The sequence below is a fragment of the Pseudomonas veronii genome, from assembly GCF_002028325.1.
In the GTDB taxonomy this organism is placed as follows: Bacteria; Pseudomonadota; Gammaproteobacteria; order Pseudomonadales; family Pseudomonadaceae; genus Aquipseudomonas; species Aquipseudomonas veronii.
On sequence record NZ_CP018420.1, the window covers coordinates 1,295,015 to 1,309,349 of the forward strand.

The window sequence follows — 14,335 nt, forward strand, 5'->3', positions numbered from 1 at the left end:
GGGCAACGGTATGACCAGATTGTGGAAGGGATTCTCCAGCTACACAGTGATTGGCATCGCCAATACGCTGATCCATTGGCAGCTGTTTTTCGTGTTCCGGGCCGCATTGGAGCTCAGCCAGGCGGTGAGTAATGTCCTCGCGTTTTGCGTGGCAGCGTCCTTTTCGTTTTATGTCAACGCGATCTACACCTTTGCCATGCCCCCTTCGCTGCCGCGTTACGCGCTGTTCATGGCCTGCATGGGCGGTGTGAGCCTGGGCGTGGGGTGGCTGGCGGATCGTTGGCAGGTGCCGGGGATTCTCACTGTGGCGGTGTTTTCGCTGATCAGCCTGGTGTGCGGGTTTTTGCTGTCCAGGTGGGTGGTGTTTCGCGAGCGTGGGCAATGAGGGTCTCGCTGGTGGTGCCTGTGTATAACGAGGAGCAGGCGCTGGGCGTATTTTACCGCAGCGTGCGGCAAGAGGCCTCGTTGCACGAGCAGACGCTTGAGATCGTGTTTATCAACGACGGCAGTTCCGACCGCACCGCCGAGCATGCCCGGGCTATCGCCTTGGCCGATAGCGGCGTGGTGCTGATCAACTTCTCGCGTAACTTCGGCAAAGAAGCCGCGCTGTTCGCCGGGCTCGAATATGCCACCGGAGATGCGGTGATCCCGATGGACGTGGACCTGCAAGACCCGGTCGAGGTCATCCCGCACCTGTTGGCCGAATGGCAAAAAGGCGCCGACGTGGTATTGGCCAAACGCAGGGATCGCTCCAGCGACGGCTACCTCAAACGCCGCAGTGCGTCGCTGTTCTATCACCTGCTCAATCGTATTTCCTACACACACATTGAAGAAAACGTCGGCGACTTCCGGTTGATGGACCGCAAGGTGGTGGACGTGATCAAGGCCTTGCCCGAGCAGCAACTGTTCATGAAAGGCGTGTTGTCCTGGGCCGGCTTCAACGTCGCGATTGTCGAGTACGACCGCGCGCCCCGTGCTGTCGGCCAGAGCAAGTTCAACGCCTGGAAACTGTGGAACCTGGCACTGGATGGAGTCACCTCGTTCAGCACCTTGCCGCTGCGGTTGTGGAGCTATATCGGCGGCGGTATTTCGCTGCTGGCGCTGGTGTACGCCGGGTATCTGGTAGTGGACAAAGTGTTGTTTGGCAATGCGGTGCCGGGGTATCCGTCGTTGATGACGGCGATCTTGTTTTTGGGTGGGGTGCAACTGATCGGGATCGGGATATTGGGCGAGTATGTGGGGCGGATTTATATGGAGGCCAAGCATCGGCCGAGGTATGTGATCAAAGAGATTGTCGCGTCAAACCCACCAGGTGGGGCATCGAATGAAAAGGAGCACATGTGATGGAGTATCTGGTCCAACCCCTGTCACCCCGCAAAATATGGGTATTCTTTTTTACGACGACTTTGCTTTTTGCCTTACCGCTGATACTGGCGGACTACTTTTACATTGATGACAACTGGCGTGCGCAACTCGCCGGTACGGGATGGAAGAAAGACGGCCGCATCTTGGTGGATTGGTTTTACCAGGGGTTGTCGTTTACCCATGGCGCGCCGAACATGTTCCCCTTGCCACTGCTGATTGCTATCACGGCCATGGCGTTTGCATTGCGGTCGCTGGCGATTCACTACTTTTCAAGGCCGAGCGTGGTGTCTTGTCTGGTCGTGTTACCGCTGTGGTACAGCCCTTTCTTCTTGCAAAACCTTTCCTACCAATACGACGGTCCGGCCATGAGCCTGGGGGTTGTGGCAATCATCTATGCGATCTGCTTCACCCATCCGTCGTGGTGGGGCCGCACGCTGTCATGCGCGGCTTTCATTGCGGTGGGGCTGAACCTGTATCAAATGGTGATCAATGTTTACATAGGGCTGTGTTGCGTTGAACTCATACGAGCCGCCAGCGAGAAACAGTCGCCTCTTCAGGTTGCAAGACTGGTTCGAGATAAGGGGCTGCATGTGCTGCTGGGGGTGGCGATGTATTTGGCGACCGCGCCACAACTTATGAATAACAACCGCAACAGCTTGCGCGATTTCAGTGCAGGATGGGCCCAGCGGTTATTGTCAGATCTGCACCTTGCGGCGCAGCGTGTGTCACTGCTGTACAACGAGGGGAATGCTTGGCTGTGCGTGGCGCTGTTAGTCACTGCCGGAGCCGGCCTTGTGCTAGTCATTTGCAGGGTTATGCGTGTACCGGCGGGCATGCCTTCGCGGGGGCTGGTGGCGGTCGGCTGTCTGGCTACTGTTCCCGTCATGCTGATATCGATTCCTGGCCTGGCGCTGTTGTTCAATTACTATAACGATGGCGCAAGGCTAATGATGGGAACCGCGCCGGCGTTAGTCATGCTGTTGTATTTGGCTTATCAAGCATTGGGCGCTATTCATCACCGGCTGGGCTGTCTGTTATTCCTACCGGTGATTGCCATGTTGTCGTTCTCATATATGCATGGGCGAGTACTGAGCCTGCAGAGAGACTTGTCAGTCAGCGTCGGGCAAAGTCTGAGTTATGACGTTTTGTCGAATCGAACATTAAAAGACATCCAGCAATTTTACCTGATCAATCGCAAGACTAATGGGTGGTTAGTGGGCAGCGATGGCGTCAACGCGTTGGTGCCCGCATTGCGGTACGTGGTGAATGTGGATTTTTTCCTGTTGTCGGAAATGCTCCCGCGTATCGGCGGAGTGACCCATATCGCCTCAATGGATGGGGCCACCTTCGACTTGATGGGGATAGAAAAGACCGCGCCAATGCTGGCGGATAACAAGTTCTACAGTCTGTATGTCCAGGGGCATTACGCGTACATCGTGATGAAAACCGTCCCGGCCGAGGACACGTATTAACGGCCGGGAGCATGGCGATCAATCAGCGCTACGCAGCCACCACTTCCTGCGGCTCAAAACTATCCGCCCGCGCCATCTGCCACATGCGCGAATAAAACTCGCCGTTCACTTCCCCAGTCAGCAATTCCCCAGGCTTGAGGAACACATGCAGCTGTGAGAACAGCTTGATCTCGGTCGCCGACATGCGTCGCACCAGATGCTTGGCCGACAGTTGCGACGGGTGTTCCAGGCCCGCTGCCGCGAGCATTTCGGCCAGGGCCTTGAGGGTGTTGCGGTGGAAGTTGAACACGCGCTGGGCCTTGTCCGGCACGACCAGGGCGCGTTGGCGCAGTGGGTCCTGGGTGGCGACACCGGTCGGGCATTTGTTGGTGTGACAGCTTTGCGACTGGATGCAGCCGATGGCGAACATGAAGCCGCGCGCCGAGTTGGCCCAGTCGGCGCCGATGGCCAGGACGCTGGCGATGTCGAAGGCGCTGACGATCTTGCCGCTGGCGCCGAGTTTGATCTTGTCGCGCAGGTTCAAGCCCACCAGGGTGTTGTGGACGAACAGCAGGCCGTCGCGCAGCGGCACGCCGATGTGGTCGGTGAACTCCACGGGCGCGGCGCCAGTGCCGCCCTCCTTGCCGTCGACCACGATAAAGTCGGGGAGGATGCCGGTTTCGAGCATGGCCTTGGCGATGCCCATGAATTCCCACGGATGACCGAGGCAGAACTTGAAGCCCACCGGCTTGCCGCCGGACAACTCACGCAATTGGGCGATGAAGTGCATCAACTCGATAGGCGTGGAAAACGCGCTGTGGCGCGACGGCGAGACGCAATCTTCGCCCATCAGGATGCCGCGTGTCTCGGCGATTTCCTGGGTGACTTTGTGCTTGGGCAGAATCCCGCCATGGCCAGGCTTGGCGCCCTGGCTCATCTTGATTTCAATCATGCGTACTTGCGGGTTCTGGGCCTGCACCGCGAAGCGTTCCGGGTCGAAATGGCCGTCGCGGGTACGGCAGCCGAAGTAGCCGCTGCCCAGTTCCCAGGTCAGGTCGCCGCCGTTTTCGCGGTGGTAGGGGCTGATGCTGCCTTCGCCGGTGTCGTGGGCGAAGTTACCCAGCTTGGCGCCCTGGTTGAGCGCGCGGATCGCGTTGGCGCTCAGAGAGCCGAAGCTCATGGCCGAGATATTGAATACCGAGGCCGAGTACGGCCGCTTGCATTGCGGGCCGCCGACCATCACGCGAAACGAGCTCGGGTCAGTCAACGGCGCGGGGCGCATGGAGTGGCTGATGAACTCGAAGCCCGACTGGTACACGTCGATCAAGGTACCGAAGGGTTTGTCGGCGGTTTCGTTCTTGGCGCGCGAGTAGACCAATGAGCGTTGCGCCCGGGAAAAGGGCAGGGCGTCGCTGTCGGACTCCAGCAGGTACTGGCGGATCTCCGGGCGAATGCCCTCGACCAGGTAACGGATATTGCCCAGGATCGGGTAGTTGCGGCGTATCGCGTGGGGGCTTTGCAGCAGGTCGAAGAGGCCGAGCAGGCTGAGGGCGCCGGTGACCAGGGTAATGGGCCATAACCATTCATGTTCGACAAAGGGCAGGCTGGCGAGGGTGAACATCACGCATACGGCAAACACCGCGTAGCGGCTTAGCAAGGACAGGCTCATACGGTTACCTTGGGATCGGACTCTTCTGGTCGGTGCGGCATTCTGCGCCAGTAAGGAAACCCTGAACAACCTGTAGGTGCATTCGCTTGGGTCGCATAGACACGGCGGACTGGCCCGATATAGACAGTTGGCGTGACGCGTTCCGGCCTTACCTCTAAGGCCGTTCCAGTGTCTGGATCGGCTTTTTTTGACGGCGGCACTGACCGCTCGTCGCCCTCCCTCAGCGCCTATTCAACTGTCGGTTGAATATATCGACAACCCATGTAGAACTGGTCATTAACGAATAACGTTAAGCATTAAGCGATGATCAGAAGCTTTAAATGCGCCGAAACCCCAAAACTGTTTGAAACCGGTCGAACCCGACGTTGGTCCGCTGTCGTTTCCGTGGTGGAACGACAGCTGAGCATGCTGGATGCGGCGGTTGAACTCGCTGACTTGCGCTCACCGCCCGGGAATAGGCTGGAACCGCTGGGCCTGACCGCAGCCGCTCTCGCAAGGGCGCTGCATGTTTCCGCCCCTACGGTGAATGACATTGTATTGCGTTGATCCAACCGTTGCGTGATGCTTTTTCGAACGGGCCTACACCGCTGTTTGGCGAATGGGCAGCACTACCCGGAACGTGGTGCCTTTGCCCAGTTCGCTGCTGACGGAGATTTCGCCATGGTGTTTCTTGACGATGCCGTAGGAGAGTGACAGCCCCAACCCCGTGCCTTCGCCCACCGGCTTGGTGGTGAAGAACGGATCGAAGATTTTCAGCTGGGCGTCCGGGGCAATCCCGCAGCCGTTGTCCGCGATTTCCAGCCAGATGTTCTCGCCGTCCACGCCGTCGCTGATGGTTATGGTGCCGCGCTCCGGCCCGATGGCTTGCGCTGCGTTGATCACCAGGTTCATCACCACTTGGTTGAGCTGCGAGGCCAGGCATTCGATTTCCGGCAAGGGCGCATAGTGCTTGATGACGTCGGCTTTGTACTTGAGCTCGCTGGCGACGATGTTCAGGGTCGAATCGATGCCTTGTTGCAGGTTGGCCCACTGCCAGGTCTGGTCGGTGTCCACTCGGGAAAAGTCTTTCAAGTCCTTGACGATCTGCGCCACACGGCCAATGCCTTCCTTGGATTCGTGAATCAGCGTCGGAATATCTTCCCTGAGAAAGTCCAGGTCCAGGCGTTGGCGCAGGGCTTGGAGCTGATCATCGCCGATCGCGGCTTCGGCCTGGCGGTAGGCATCGAGCATCTGCTGCAGCTGTTTGAAATAGCCTTCGAGGGTGCCGAGGTTGGAGGAAATGAACCCTACCGGGTTGTTGATCTCGTGCGCCACGCCCGCGGCCAGTTGCCCCAGGGACGCCAGTTTTTCCGATTGCACCAACTGGCTTTCGAGCTGTTTGCGTTCGTCGATCTCCTGTTGCAGGGCCTGGCTGGCCTGGGTCAGCGCTTGGGTACGCTGTTCCACCAACAGCTCCAGGTGGCTGGTTTGCAAGGATGCGCGGCGGGCCATGTCCCATTTGGCGGTCAGGGTGTTGGCCATTTGCTGGACTTCGATATTGTCGAACGGCTTTTTCAGGATCAGCAGCCGGTCATGGGCACGCAGGCGAAACAGCAGCTCTTCCCAGGAATAATCCGAGTACGCCGTACACACCACCACCTGCAGGTTCGGGTCGACCTTCCACAGTTCTTCGATGGTTTGCGCGCCGTCCCAGCCCTGGGGCATACGCATGTCGACGAAGGCCAGGGCGTAGGGCAGTTGCGCCGCCATGGCCGCCTCGAGCAGTTGTAAACCTTCCTGCCCACCGTAGGCGGAGTCCAGCTCGAACAGCGGGCTTTGCGGCTGTTTGTCGCTGGTGCCGAACAGCGCGGCTTCCATCGCGTCCAGGGCCTGGTTCTGTTCCAGGGGCGGCTTGAGGATCTTGCGAAAATCTTCGTGAATCGAGGGCGTGTCGTCGATCAGCAGAATGCGCCGGTTCGGTGGTTGGTTCATGCGGGGCCTGCAGCATCGTTGAGGGGGATTTGCAAGGTGAACAGCGCGCCTTTGCCCGGACCATCGCTATAGGCGGTAAGCCGGCCATTCATTTCAATCGCCGCCAGGGCGCAGCTGTGCAGACCGAAGCCATGGCCTTCCTTGCGAGTGGTGAAGCCGTGGGTGAAGATCCGCGTCATGTTTTCGGCGGGGATGCCTTCACCTTCGTCTTTGACGCTGATTTGCAGGATGTTGTCCTCTACCGTCTGGATCGACAACGTAATCTGCCGAGGCCGGTCGGTCAGGTTGGACATGGCGTACTTGGCGTTGCTGATCAGGTTGACCATGATCAGCAGCAGCCGGTGTTTGTCGGCCATGATCTGCGGTACGTCGGCGTATTCCTTGACCACCGTCACATGATGGCGATTCAGCGCGCCGGAATTCATGCGCAGCGCGTCGTCCATCAGGGCGCTGACCTGCAAGGGCTCCAGCACGCTGGAAACGCCGGCGTAGGATTGCTGGGTGGAGACGATGTCCTTGATGTGGTCGACGCTTTTGCTCAATTGCGCCAGCTCGTCGGTCAGGCCCTGTTGCTCGACGGCGATGGCCTCCACCAATTGGTTGAGATAGCCCGGCAGCAGTTTGCCTTTTTCGTCTTCGCGCAGGTAAGTGCCCAGGTCATCGGGGTGTTCGTTGATCAACTGCATGGCCTTGCCCAACCCCAGTGCTTTGCTGGTGCGCAGCTTACGGGCGACCAGGTCGGCGGAGATGTTCACGCTGTTGAGTACGTTGCCCACGTTGTGCAGCACATTGGTTGCGATTTCCGCCATGCCGGCCTGGCGGGCGCTGTCGAGCAGTTCGCTTTGCGCATCCCTGAGCTGGCGCGTGCGTTTTTCCACGCGCTGTTCCAGGCTGGCATTGGCGGTGTGCAGGGCGCGGTTGACGCGGTTGATCACGGTGAAACTGCGCAACAGCCTGATGGCCAGGTACAGCAGCAATGCCACCAGCAGGGTGGAGAACACCAGCAAGTAGTTGTGATACTTCTGGTCGATCAGGTCGGCGGCCTGCTGATCCTGGTTGAGGTGGGTGGTCAGTTCGTCCAGGCGTTCGGCCACGGGAACCGCGGCGATGCGTTCCAACAAGGTGTTGACCAGCGGCTGTTCGCGCAGGATCAGCGCGACGTGGTTGCTGAGAATCTCCACCGGCAGGTGGAAGTCGGCCGGCAAGCGTTCTTTGTTCACCGCCAGCAGGTTCAGGCCCAACAGAATCTCGGCCGCGCGGTCGGCACTGGCGACCTGGGCGAACTCCATGCTGCTGAGCAACAGGTCATAGGTGTCGGTGGCCACGCTTTGCAGTGGCAGCCGCTGTTCGTCGTCGAGCCGTGTGAACGCGGCCTGGATATCGTTTTCAGCGGTCGGCAGGAACGCCAGGGAGTTGCGCAGTACGGCGTTATGGGACTTGAACTGGTCGACCAGCCGCGCTTTATCCTGGATCGCCGCCTGACCGGCATCCAGGCTGGCTTGCCAGCCGGGCAGGTCGTTGGGCGCGTGATACGACTCGTGCTGGCGCAGTTCCTCCCAGATTCTTGTGATCTGCGTCAGCGGCGTCACCAGGGGGTCGTAGTTGTGGGTCAGGGCGATTCTGGCCTTGAGCACCTCACTGTCCCACTGCGCGTTGAGCTGCTGCATCTGGCGGATCAGGTCGCGGGATTCGGTGTAACGGCTGGTCTGGTCAGTACTTGATTTGATGTACAGGAACACCAGTATCGATGCCAGCAGCAGGGTCGCGGTGCCCAGTAGTAGTTGGATGCCGTAGTGGCGGGAGAGTCTCATGACCGTCTGCTCATAAAGGTTTGCCCGCCCATTGGCCGGTCAGGGTCTTGAGAAACTTGATGATCTGGTCCTTGTCTTCCGCCGAGGGCACGCGCCCCAGTTGGAATCTGAACATCACATCCACGGCTTCTTCGAGGGTCTTGGCCGAGGCGTTGTGAAAATACGGCGCGGTGACGGCGACGTTGCGCAGGCTGGGCACCTTGAACACGTGACGGTCTTCGTCGTCGTGGGTCACCAGGTAGCGGCCCAGGTCGCTGTCGGCGGGGGGGCGGTCCTTGAAGTAATCCCCCATCACGCCTAGTTTCTGGAACATGTTGCCGCCGATATTCATGCCTTGATGGCAGGCGATGCAGCCATATTCCTTGAAGCGTTGGTAGCCGTATTTTTCTTCGATCGTGAGGATCTCGGTATTGCCCAGCAAGTACTGGTCGAAGCGGGAGTTGGGCGTGAGCAGTGTGCGTTCATACGTCGCCAGGGCATTTTGCACGTTGGCCGCCGTCACGCCGTCGGGGTACACCTGACTGAAGGCGGCCTGGTACTGCGGCATGGCGGTGAGGTTGTCGACCACGGTTTTCCAGTCGCTGCCCATTTCCACCGGGCTGATGACCACTTGTTCGATCTGGGCCTCGAGGGTATCCACCCGACCGTCCCAGAACTGCTTGAAATTCAGGCTGGCGTTGAACACTGTGGGTGTGTTGAGTTTGACCGGCTTGCCATCAAAGCCCAAGGAAAACGGCTTATCGTCGCCCCCGCCCGTTGCCAGTTGGTGGCAACTGGCACAGGACAGGCTGTCATTGACTGACAGGCGTTTCTCGTTGAACAACTGGCGACCCAGCTCAACTGTTGCCACATCCAGCAGCGGCACCGGCGGCAGTGGTTTGAGCGGCTCATCCAGTGGCGCGGCCGCCGCGGGCAGGGCGGCGCCGACCCCGAGGGCGACGGCAAGGCCGAGTGCCCAGGGTGACGGGCGAGGAGAGCGGGTGAGGGGACGGATCAAGCGTTCGTTCCTTGAATAGACAGTCACTGGGGGGGCATCAGGCTGCGTTGCCCGGCTTGCATCAATTGGGCGAATTCAGCGGCCGCCACGGCTTTGCTGAACAGGAAACCCTGGCCCTCCTCACAACGGTGGGCTCTGAGGAACGCCAATTGCTCAAGCGTTTCGACGCCTTCAGCAATGATGTCCAAGTCCAGGCTCTTGCCCAGGCTGATGATGGCACTGATCAGTTGTGCGTCCTGGCTGTTTTCGCCCAGGCCGCGCACGAAGGATTGATCGATCTTCAACACATCGATGGGAAACCGGCGCAAGTAACTGAGGCTGGAATAGCCGGTGCCGAAATCGTCGATCGACAGCCGCACGCCCAAGGCCTTGATGTCTTGCAGGGTGACGAGCGTGTCCTCGACGTTTTGCATCAGTACGCTCTCGGTGATTTCCAGTTCAAGCAAACTGGGCGTCAGGCCGGTGCGTTGCAGAATGGCCGCCAGGTTGGCGACAAAATTGCGCTGGCGAAAATCAATCGCCGAAATATTCACCGAGATACACAGTGCAGGCAGGCCGGCGGCGCGCCAGGCTTGTGCTTGCTCGCAGGCTTGGCGCAACACCCATTGGCTCAAGGGCACGATCAGGCCGCTGTCTTCGGCCACCGGAATGAAGGCTGACGGGTAGATCCAGCCGTGATCGGGCTGGTGCCAGCGAATCAGGGCTTCGGCGCCGACGATCCGCCCGCTGCTCAAATCCAGTTTCGGTTGGTAGTGCAAAATGAACTCATCGCGCTGCAAGCCCTGCCGGATCGCGCTTTCCAGGCTCTGCTGAGCCTGGGCGCGCAGGTTCATCTCGTTGACGAAGAAACTGAAGTCGTTGGGGCCATGGGCTTTGCTGGTGTGCATGGCGGTTTCGGCGTTCTTGATCAGCTCCACCGCGCTGAAACTGTCGTTGGGGTAGATGCTGATGCCCAGGCTTGCGGTGACACTCAAGTCATGCCCGGCCACATAGTGTGTCGTGCTGATGGCACCGAGCAGTTTTTCGGCAATGTACTGGGTTTGCTGGGGATGCTTGATGTCGTTGAGGATCAGCACAAACTGGTCGGAGCCGTAGCGAAACACCGAATCCGACGCGCGCACCGTGGCCACCAGGCTTTGGCTGACCTGCTTGAGCATTTCATCGCCGACCGGATAGCCCAGGGCATTGTTGATGCGCTTGAAGCGGTCCAGGCCGATAAACATCACGGCCAACTGGGTGTCATGGCGCCTGCAGACGGCAATGGCCTGCGTCAGCCGGTCGCCCAGCAGGGTGCTGTTGGGCAGTTCGGTCAGGGCGTCGTATTGCAGCAGGTGTGAGACCTTCAGCAGTTCCTGCACGCGTTCTTCGACCGTGCGCTCCAACCCCATCAGTTTGAGCGCGGCATCCTGGGCCAGCTGCCATTTCCAGGTCAGCGCGCTGGCCATCTGGCGGATTTCCAGGTTGTCGAACGGCTTTTTCAGGATCAGCAACTGGTCGCTGTATTGGATGCGCGCTTCGATGGCTTCGAAGGAATAGTCCGAGTAGGCCGTACACAGGGCGATCTGCAGGTTCGGGTCGACGTTCCACAGTTGTTCGATGGTTTCCAGGCCGTCCCAGCCCGGCGGCATACGCATATCGATGAACACCAGGGCGTAGGGCGCGTTGTCGGCCACGGCCTGGTTGACCAGGGCGAGGGCTTCCTGGCCCTGATAGGCAGAGTCCAGCACAAAAGTCTGGCGCACGGTGGGGGCGGTGCCGAACAGGGTTTCTTCGATGCTGTCCAGGGACTGGCCGCCTGTGGTATCGGCGCACAGGATCTTGCGGAAATCCTCGTGGATGGAGGCCGCGTCATCGACGATCAGCACCCGTCGATTGGCCCTTCCTGAGCACGGATTCATGGCTGACACCGGGACGCAGGCAACTGAAGATTCTTACGCATCGGGCTTCCTTACCTTGAATGCTTCAATAAACAGGGAACAGTCATGGCTTCATGCTACTAGCATAGCCGGGTCCCTTGAATAAGTACGCCAGTTGGCGTCAAATCACCCTCAGTTACCCCAGCGTGCATCTAGCGCTCATTGCTTATGCAAGTACAGCGATCGATCACGCCAGGGCGCAATGAAGCAACCGAGTACCATCGCCAGGAGGTGTCGCCATGGATGAACAAACTGCTACGACGTCCCCTTACAGACCTACTATTTTGCTGGTCGACGATGAAGAATCGATCCTCAACAGCCTGCGCCGTCTGCTGCGGGGCCAGCCTTATGATGTGCTGCTGGCCAGCAGTGGTGCCCAGGCCCTGGAAATCATGGCTGCCGAGCCCGTCGACCTGCTCATGACCGACGCGCGCATGCCCGCGATGGACGGGGCGATGCTGCTGGCCGAGACCCACCGCCTGTACCCGGCCACCACGCGCATCCTGCTGACTGGCTATGCCGACATGACCATGATGATCAAGGCGATCAACGAAGGTCAGATCCACCGCTATATCAGCAAGCCCTGGAACGACGAGGAAATGCTCCTGACGTTGCGCCAGTCCCTGGAACACCAGCATTCCGAACGCGAGCGCGTGCGTCTTGAGCAGTTGACCCGCGATCAGAACGAGCAGTTGAAGGCCCTCAACGCCACCCTGGAAAAGCGCGTCGAAGCGCGCACCAGCGAGCTGCAGCAAACCGCCGACATGCTCGACCTGGCCTACGACGAGCTCAAGCGCAGCTATGTGACCGGCACCGAAGTGTTTTCGCTGCTGGCCAACCTGCGCCTGCCCAAGCAGAAGCAGACCAACCGCCAGTTGATCGAGCTGATCCGCGTGTACTGCAAAGCCCAGGCGCTGGACGAAGCCAGCGCCCGTGACCTGACCATGGCCGCCGCGCTCTACAACATCGGCAAATTGAGCTGGAGCGACGGCATGATGGCCGTCCCGTCGGAACTGCTGCACAGCAACGACCGCGAACGCTATCGCGCATACCCGGCGCAGAGCGAGTCGTTGCTGATGACGCTCGAGCCGATGAAGGACGCTGCACGGCTGATCCGCCACCACCAAGAGCGGTGGGACGGCACCGGGTTTCCCGATCACCTCAAGGGTGAAACGATTCCCTTAGGCGCGCGCTTGCTCAAACTGGCGGTGGACTTCATCGAACTGCAGAAGGGCCTGATCCTGGAACGGCAGATGAACAGCGATGAAGCGCTGTTGTACATCCGCAAGTACGCGGGGCGGCTCTATGATCCGGACATGGTCGAAGACTTCGTCCTGGCCTGTGCCACATTCCTCAACGACGTGACCCTGGGCGACCCGAGTGTCAAAGTGCTGAGCACCCGCGAACTGGCCGACGGCATGATCCTGGCGCGCAACCTCAACGCCGATAACGGCATGTTGCTGCTCAATGCCGGCAAAGTGCTCAACTTGCCGCTGGTGGACAAGCTGATCGCGTTTGAAGCCATGGAGGGCGCCAAGTACAGCGTGTTTATCCGCGAACCGGAAGAGCCGCATCTTTTGAGCTGAGGCGCTTCATGGGATCATTGTGTCTTTGCATTCAAGGTGATTTTGTCCATGCCAACCACTATCCGTATCGCCGCCGCGCTCCTGATCGGCGGCGACGGCCAGACGTTGCTGGTGCGCAAGCGCGGCACTCAGGCATTCATGCAACCGGGCGGCAAGATCGATGCCGGCGAACAACCGGTCGAAGCGCTGGCCCGTGAGCTGCACGAAGAGCTGAACTTGCGCATCGAGCCGAGCCAGGCGGTCTACCTCGGCCGTTTCTCGGCCCCGGCCGCCAACGAGCCAGGTTTTACGGTGCAAGCCGAACTGTTCCAGGTACGGATCGACGTGCCGGTGACCCCGGCCGCCGAGATCGAAGAAGTGCGCTGGATCGACCCGGCCGGAGACGGCGGCCTGCACCTGGCGCCCTTGACGCGTGAGCTGATCCTGCCGTTTTATCGCAAATCGCTGACCACCACCGCCTGATTGGCGGGTTCCAAGGACTGAGCCGTGCCCCTCAACGCACGGCGCTGACCCCATCCAGTGTGGAAAACGACGTGTCCTTGGCCGTCAGCAGGAAGTCGCGCATGTACGGCGCGTCCAGCATGTCTGCACGAATCCCCGCATACAGCGTCGCAAACAGGCCTTTCTCACCCAGGCGCTTGGCCTTGACGTAACCGCGCGAGCTGTATTCATGCAGCGCCCAATGCGGCATGCCGCAAACGCCACGACCGCTGGCGACCAGTTGCATCATCATCACCGTCAGCTCCGAGGTGCGTACCTGGGCCGGTTCGACATCGGCGGGTTCGAGGAAGCGGGTGAAAATATCCAGGCGGTCGCGTTCCACCGGGTAGGTGATCAGGGTTTCGCTGAGCAGGTCTTGCGGCACGATGTACGACTTGTTCGCCAGGGGGTGCTGGTTGGCCACGGCCAGCATGGCTTCGTAGGTGAACAGCGGCACATACGTGATGCCCGGCAGCTCCAGCGGGTCGGAAGTGACCACCAGATCCAGGTCGCCACGGGCCAGGGCCGGCAGCGGGGCGAAGGCGAAACCGGACGCCAGGTCCAGCTCGACCTCGGGCCAGGCATCGCGGAACTGGTCGATGGTCGGCATCAGCCACTGGAAGCAGCTGTGGCATTCGATAGCCATGTGCAGGCGCCCGGCGGTGCCACCGGCCAGGCGCGCAATGTCGCGCTCGGCGCCGCGCAGCAGGGGCAGGGTGGCGTCCGCCAGTTGCAGCAGGCGCAGGCCGGCGCTGGTGAAACGCACCGGTTTGGTCTTGCGCACGAACAACGGCATGCCCAACCGCTCCTCCAGTTCTTTGAACTGGTGGGACAGGGCGGATTGGGTCAAGTGCAGGCGTTCGGCGGCTTCGACCAGGCTGTCGGCCTCGCGCAAGGCGTGCAGGGTTTTCAGGTGGCGGATTTCCAGCACCGTGGTCTCCATGAGCAATATTGATGAGCAATTCGAATAGGGTGAGTTTGTCTCATGTTGCGCGAGCTGTCGACCTGCCGGCCGGCGCATGAGGTTCATATCCCGCCATACATTGCGAAACGGCGCTGGCCCGGAGCCCCGGCGGGCCCCGCGTGTGT

The 14,335-nt window shown here is 60.1% G+C and carries 11 protein-coding genes and 2 pseudogenes; 7 read left to right on the plus strand and 6 right to left on the minus strand.

The features are described 5' to 3' along the window. Window positions 1–10 precede the first annotated feature (10 nt). From PverR02_RS05855 to PverR02_RS05865, 3 genes are read left to right on the plus strand one after another with little or no spacing between them, the layout of a single operon-like run. The gene (locus PverR02_RS05855; RefSeq protein WP_046384565.1) at window positions 11–385 is read left to right on the plus strand and encodes a GtrA family protein; all 375 of its coding nucleotides are present in this window, start codon (window positions 11–13) and stop codon (window positions 383–385) included. Continuing rightward, window positions 382–1,344 carry a glycosyltransferase family 2 protein gene (locus PverR02_RS05860; RefSeq protein WP_079442934.1) on the plus strand — a complete coding sequence of 321 codons (963 nt, stop codon included), beginning with the start codon at window positions 382–384 and terminating at the stop codon, window positions 1,342–1,344. The genes PverR02_RS05855 and PverR02_RS05860 overlap by 4 nt, the downstream gene beginning before the upstream one ends. Then, a complete protein-coding gene (locus PverR02_RS05865; RefSeq protein ID WP_079442935.1) occupies window positions 1,344–2,837 on the plus strand; it encodes a glucosyltransferase domain-containing protein in 1,494 nt (497 codons plus the stop codon). The genes PverR02_RS05860 and PverR02_RS05865 overlap by 1 nt, the downstream gene beginning before the upstream one ends. 28 nt (window positions 2,838–2,865) lie before the next feature. On the opposite strand, the gene PverR02_RS05870 is transcribed toward PverR02_RS05865, so the two are convergent. Continuing rightward, window positions 2,866–4,485: an FMN-binding glutamate synthase family protein gene (locus PverR02_RS05870; RefSeq protein ID WP_079442936.1), complete on the minus strand. Its 1,620-nt coding sequence runs from the start codon at window positions 4,483–4,485 to the stop codon at window positions 2,866–2,868. Between the two features lie 303 nt (window positions 4,486–4,788). Between PverR02_RS05870 and PverR02_RS32485 the strand changes: the two are divergent. Then, window positions 4,789–4,956 (plus strand): annotated as a pseudogene (locus tag PverR02_RS32485) (type II toxin-antitoxin system RelE/ParE family toxin); the annotation flags it as partial. Between the two features lie 3 nt (window positions 4,957–4,959). Further along, window positions 4,960–5,028: pseudogene (locus PverR02_RS32490) on the plus strand (addiction module antidote protein, HigA family); the annotation flags it as partial. Window positions 5,029–5,064: 36 nt separating this feature from the next. Here the strand turns inward: PverR02_RS32490 and PverR02_RS05880 are convergent. Genes PverR02_RS05880 through PverR02_RS05895 form a run of 4 tightly spaced genes read right to left on the minus strand, consistent with a single transcriptional unit; the run spans window position 5,065 to window position 11,162 of the window. After that, on the minus strand, window positions 5,065–6,456 hold the full coding sequence (locus tag PverR02_RS05880) for an ATP-binding protein (protein ID WP_079442937.1): 1,392 nt from the start codon (window positions 6,454–6,456) through the stop codon (window positions 5,065–5,067). Next, entirely contained in the window at window positions 6,453–8,267 is a 1,815-nt protein-coding gene (locus tag PverR02_RS05885) for a DAHL domain-containing protein (RefSeq protein ID WP_079442938.1), read from the minus strand. Before PverR02_RS05885 ends, PverR02_RS05880 begins: the two co-directional genes overlap by 4 nt. Before the next feature lie 10 nt (window positions 8,268–8,277). Continuing rightward, window positions 8,278–9,264 (minus strand): cytochrome-c peroxidase, encoded by a 987-nt coding sequence (locus tag PverR02_RS05890; protein WP_079442939.1) that lies wholly within the window; start codon window positions 9,262–9,264, stop codon window positions 8,278–8,280. Between the two features lie 23 nt (window positions 9,265–9,287). Beyond that, the gene (locus PverR02_RS05895) at window positions 9,288–11,162 is read right to left on the minus strand and encodes a putative bifunctional diguanylate cyclase/phosphodiesterase (protein ID WP_079442940.1); all 1,875 of its coding nucleotides are present in this window, start codon (window positions 11,160–11,162) and stop codon (window positions 9,288–9,290) included. 257 nt (window positions 11,163–11,419) lie between these two features. On the opposite strand from PverR02_RS05895, the gene PverR02_RS05900 reads away from it, so the two are divergent. Next, the gene (locus PverR02_RS05900; protein ID WP_079442941.1) at window positions 11,420–12,766 is read left to right on the plus strand and encodes an HD domain-containing phosphohydrolase; all 1,347 of its coding nucleotides are present in this window, start codon (window positions 11,420–11,422) and stop codon (window positions 12,764–12,766) included. 48 nt (window positions 12,767–12,814) lie between these two features. Then, window positions 12,815–13,228 carry an NUDIX hydrolase gene (locus PverR02_RS05905; RefSeq protein ID WP_017844589.1) on the plus strand — a complete coding sequence of 138 codons (414 nt, stop codon included), beginning with the start codon at window positions 12,815–12,817 and terminating at the stop codon, window positions 13,226–13,228. Between the two features lie 31 nt (window positions 13,229–13,259). Here the strand turns inward: PverR02_RS05905 and metR are convergent, their stop codons facing one another. Continuing rightward, complete coding sequence (metR, locus tag PverR02_RS05910) at window positions 13,260–14,177, minus strand: transcriptional regulator MetR (RefSeq protein ID WP_017844590.1); 918 nt, start codon at window positions 14,175–14,177, stop codon at window positions 13,260–13,262. Window positions 14,178–14,335: the final 158 nt, after the last annotated feature.

Coding starts and splice junctions, on each gene's coding strand:
- PverR02_RS05855 (WP_046384565.1), top strand. CDS start 11: ATGACCAGATTGTGGAAGGGATTCTCCAGCTACACAGTGATTGGCATC.
- PverR02_RS05860 (WP_079442934.1), top strand. CDS start 382: ATGAGGGTCTCGCTGGTGGTGCCTGTGTATAACGAGGAGCAGGCGCTG.
- PverR02_RS05865 (WP_079442935.1), top strand. CDS start 1,344: ATGGAGTATCTGGTCCAACCCCTGTCACCCCGCAAAATATGGGTATTC.
- PverR02_RS05870 (WP_079442936.1), bottom strand. CDS start 4,485: ATGAGCCTGTCCTTGCTAAGCCGCTACGCGGTGTTTGCCGTATGCGTG.
- PverR02_RS05880 (WP_079442937.1), bottom strand. CDS start 6,456: ATGAACCAACCACCGAACCGGCGCATTCTGCTGATCGACGACACGCCC.
- PverR02_RS05885 (WP_079442938.1), bottom strand. CDS start 8,267: ATGAGACTCTCCCGCCACTACGGCATCCAACTACTACTGGGCACCGCG.
- PverR02_RS05895 (WP_079442940.1), bottom strand. CDS start 11,162: ATGAATCCGTGCTCAGGAAGGGCCAATCGACGGGTGCTGATCGTCGAT.
- PverR02_RS05900 (WP_079442941.1), top strand. CDS start 11,420: ATGGATGAACAAACTGCTACGACGTCCCCTTACAGACCTACTATTTTG.
- PverR02_RS05905 (WP_017844589.1), top strand. CDS start 12,815: ATGCCAACCACTATCCGTATCGCCGCCGCGCTCCTGATCGGCGGCGAC.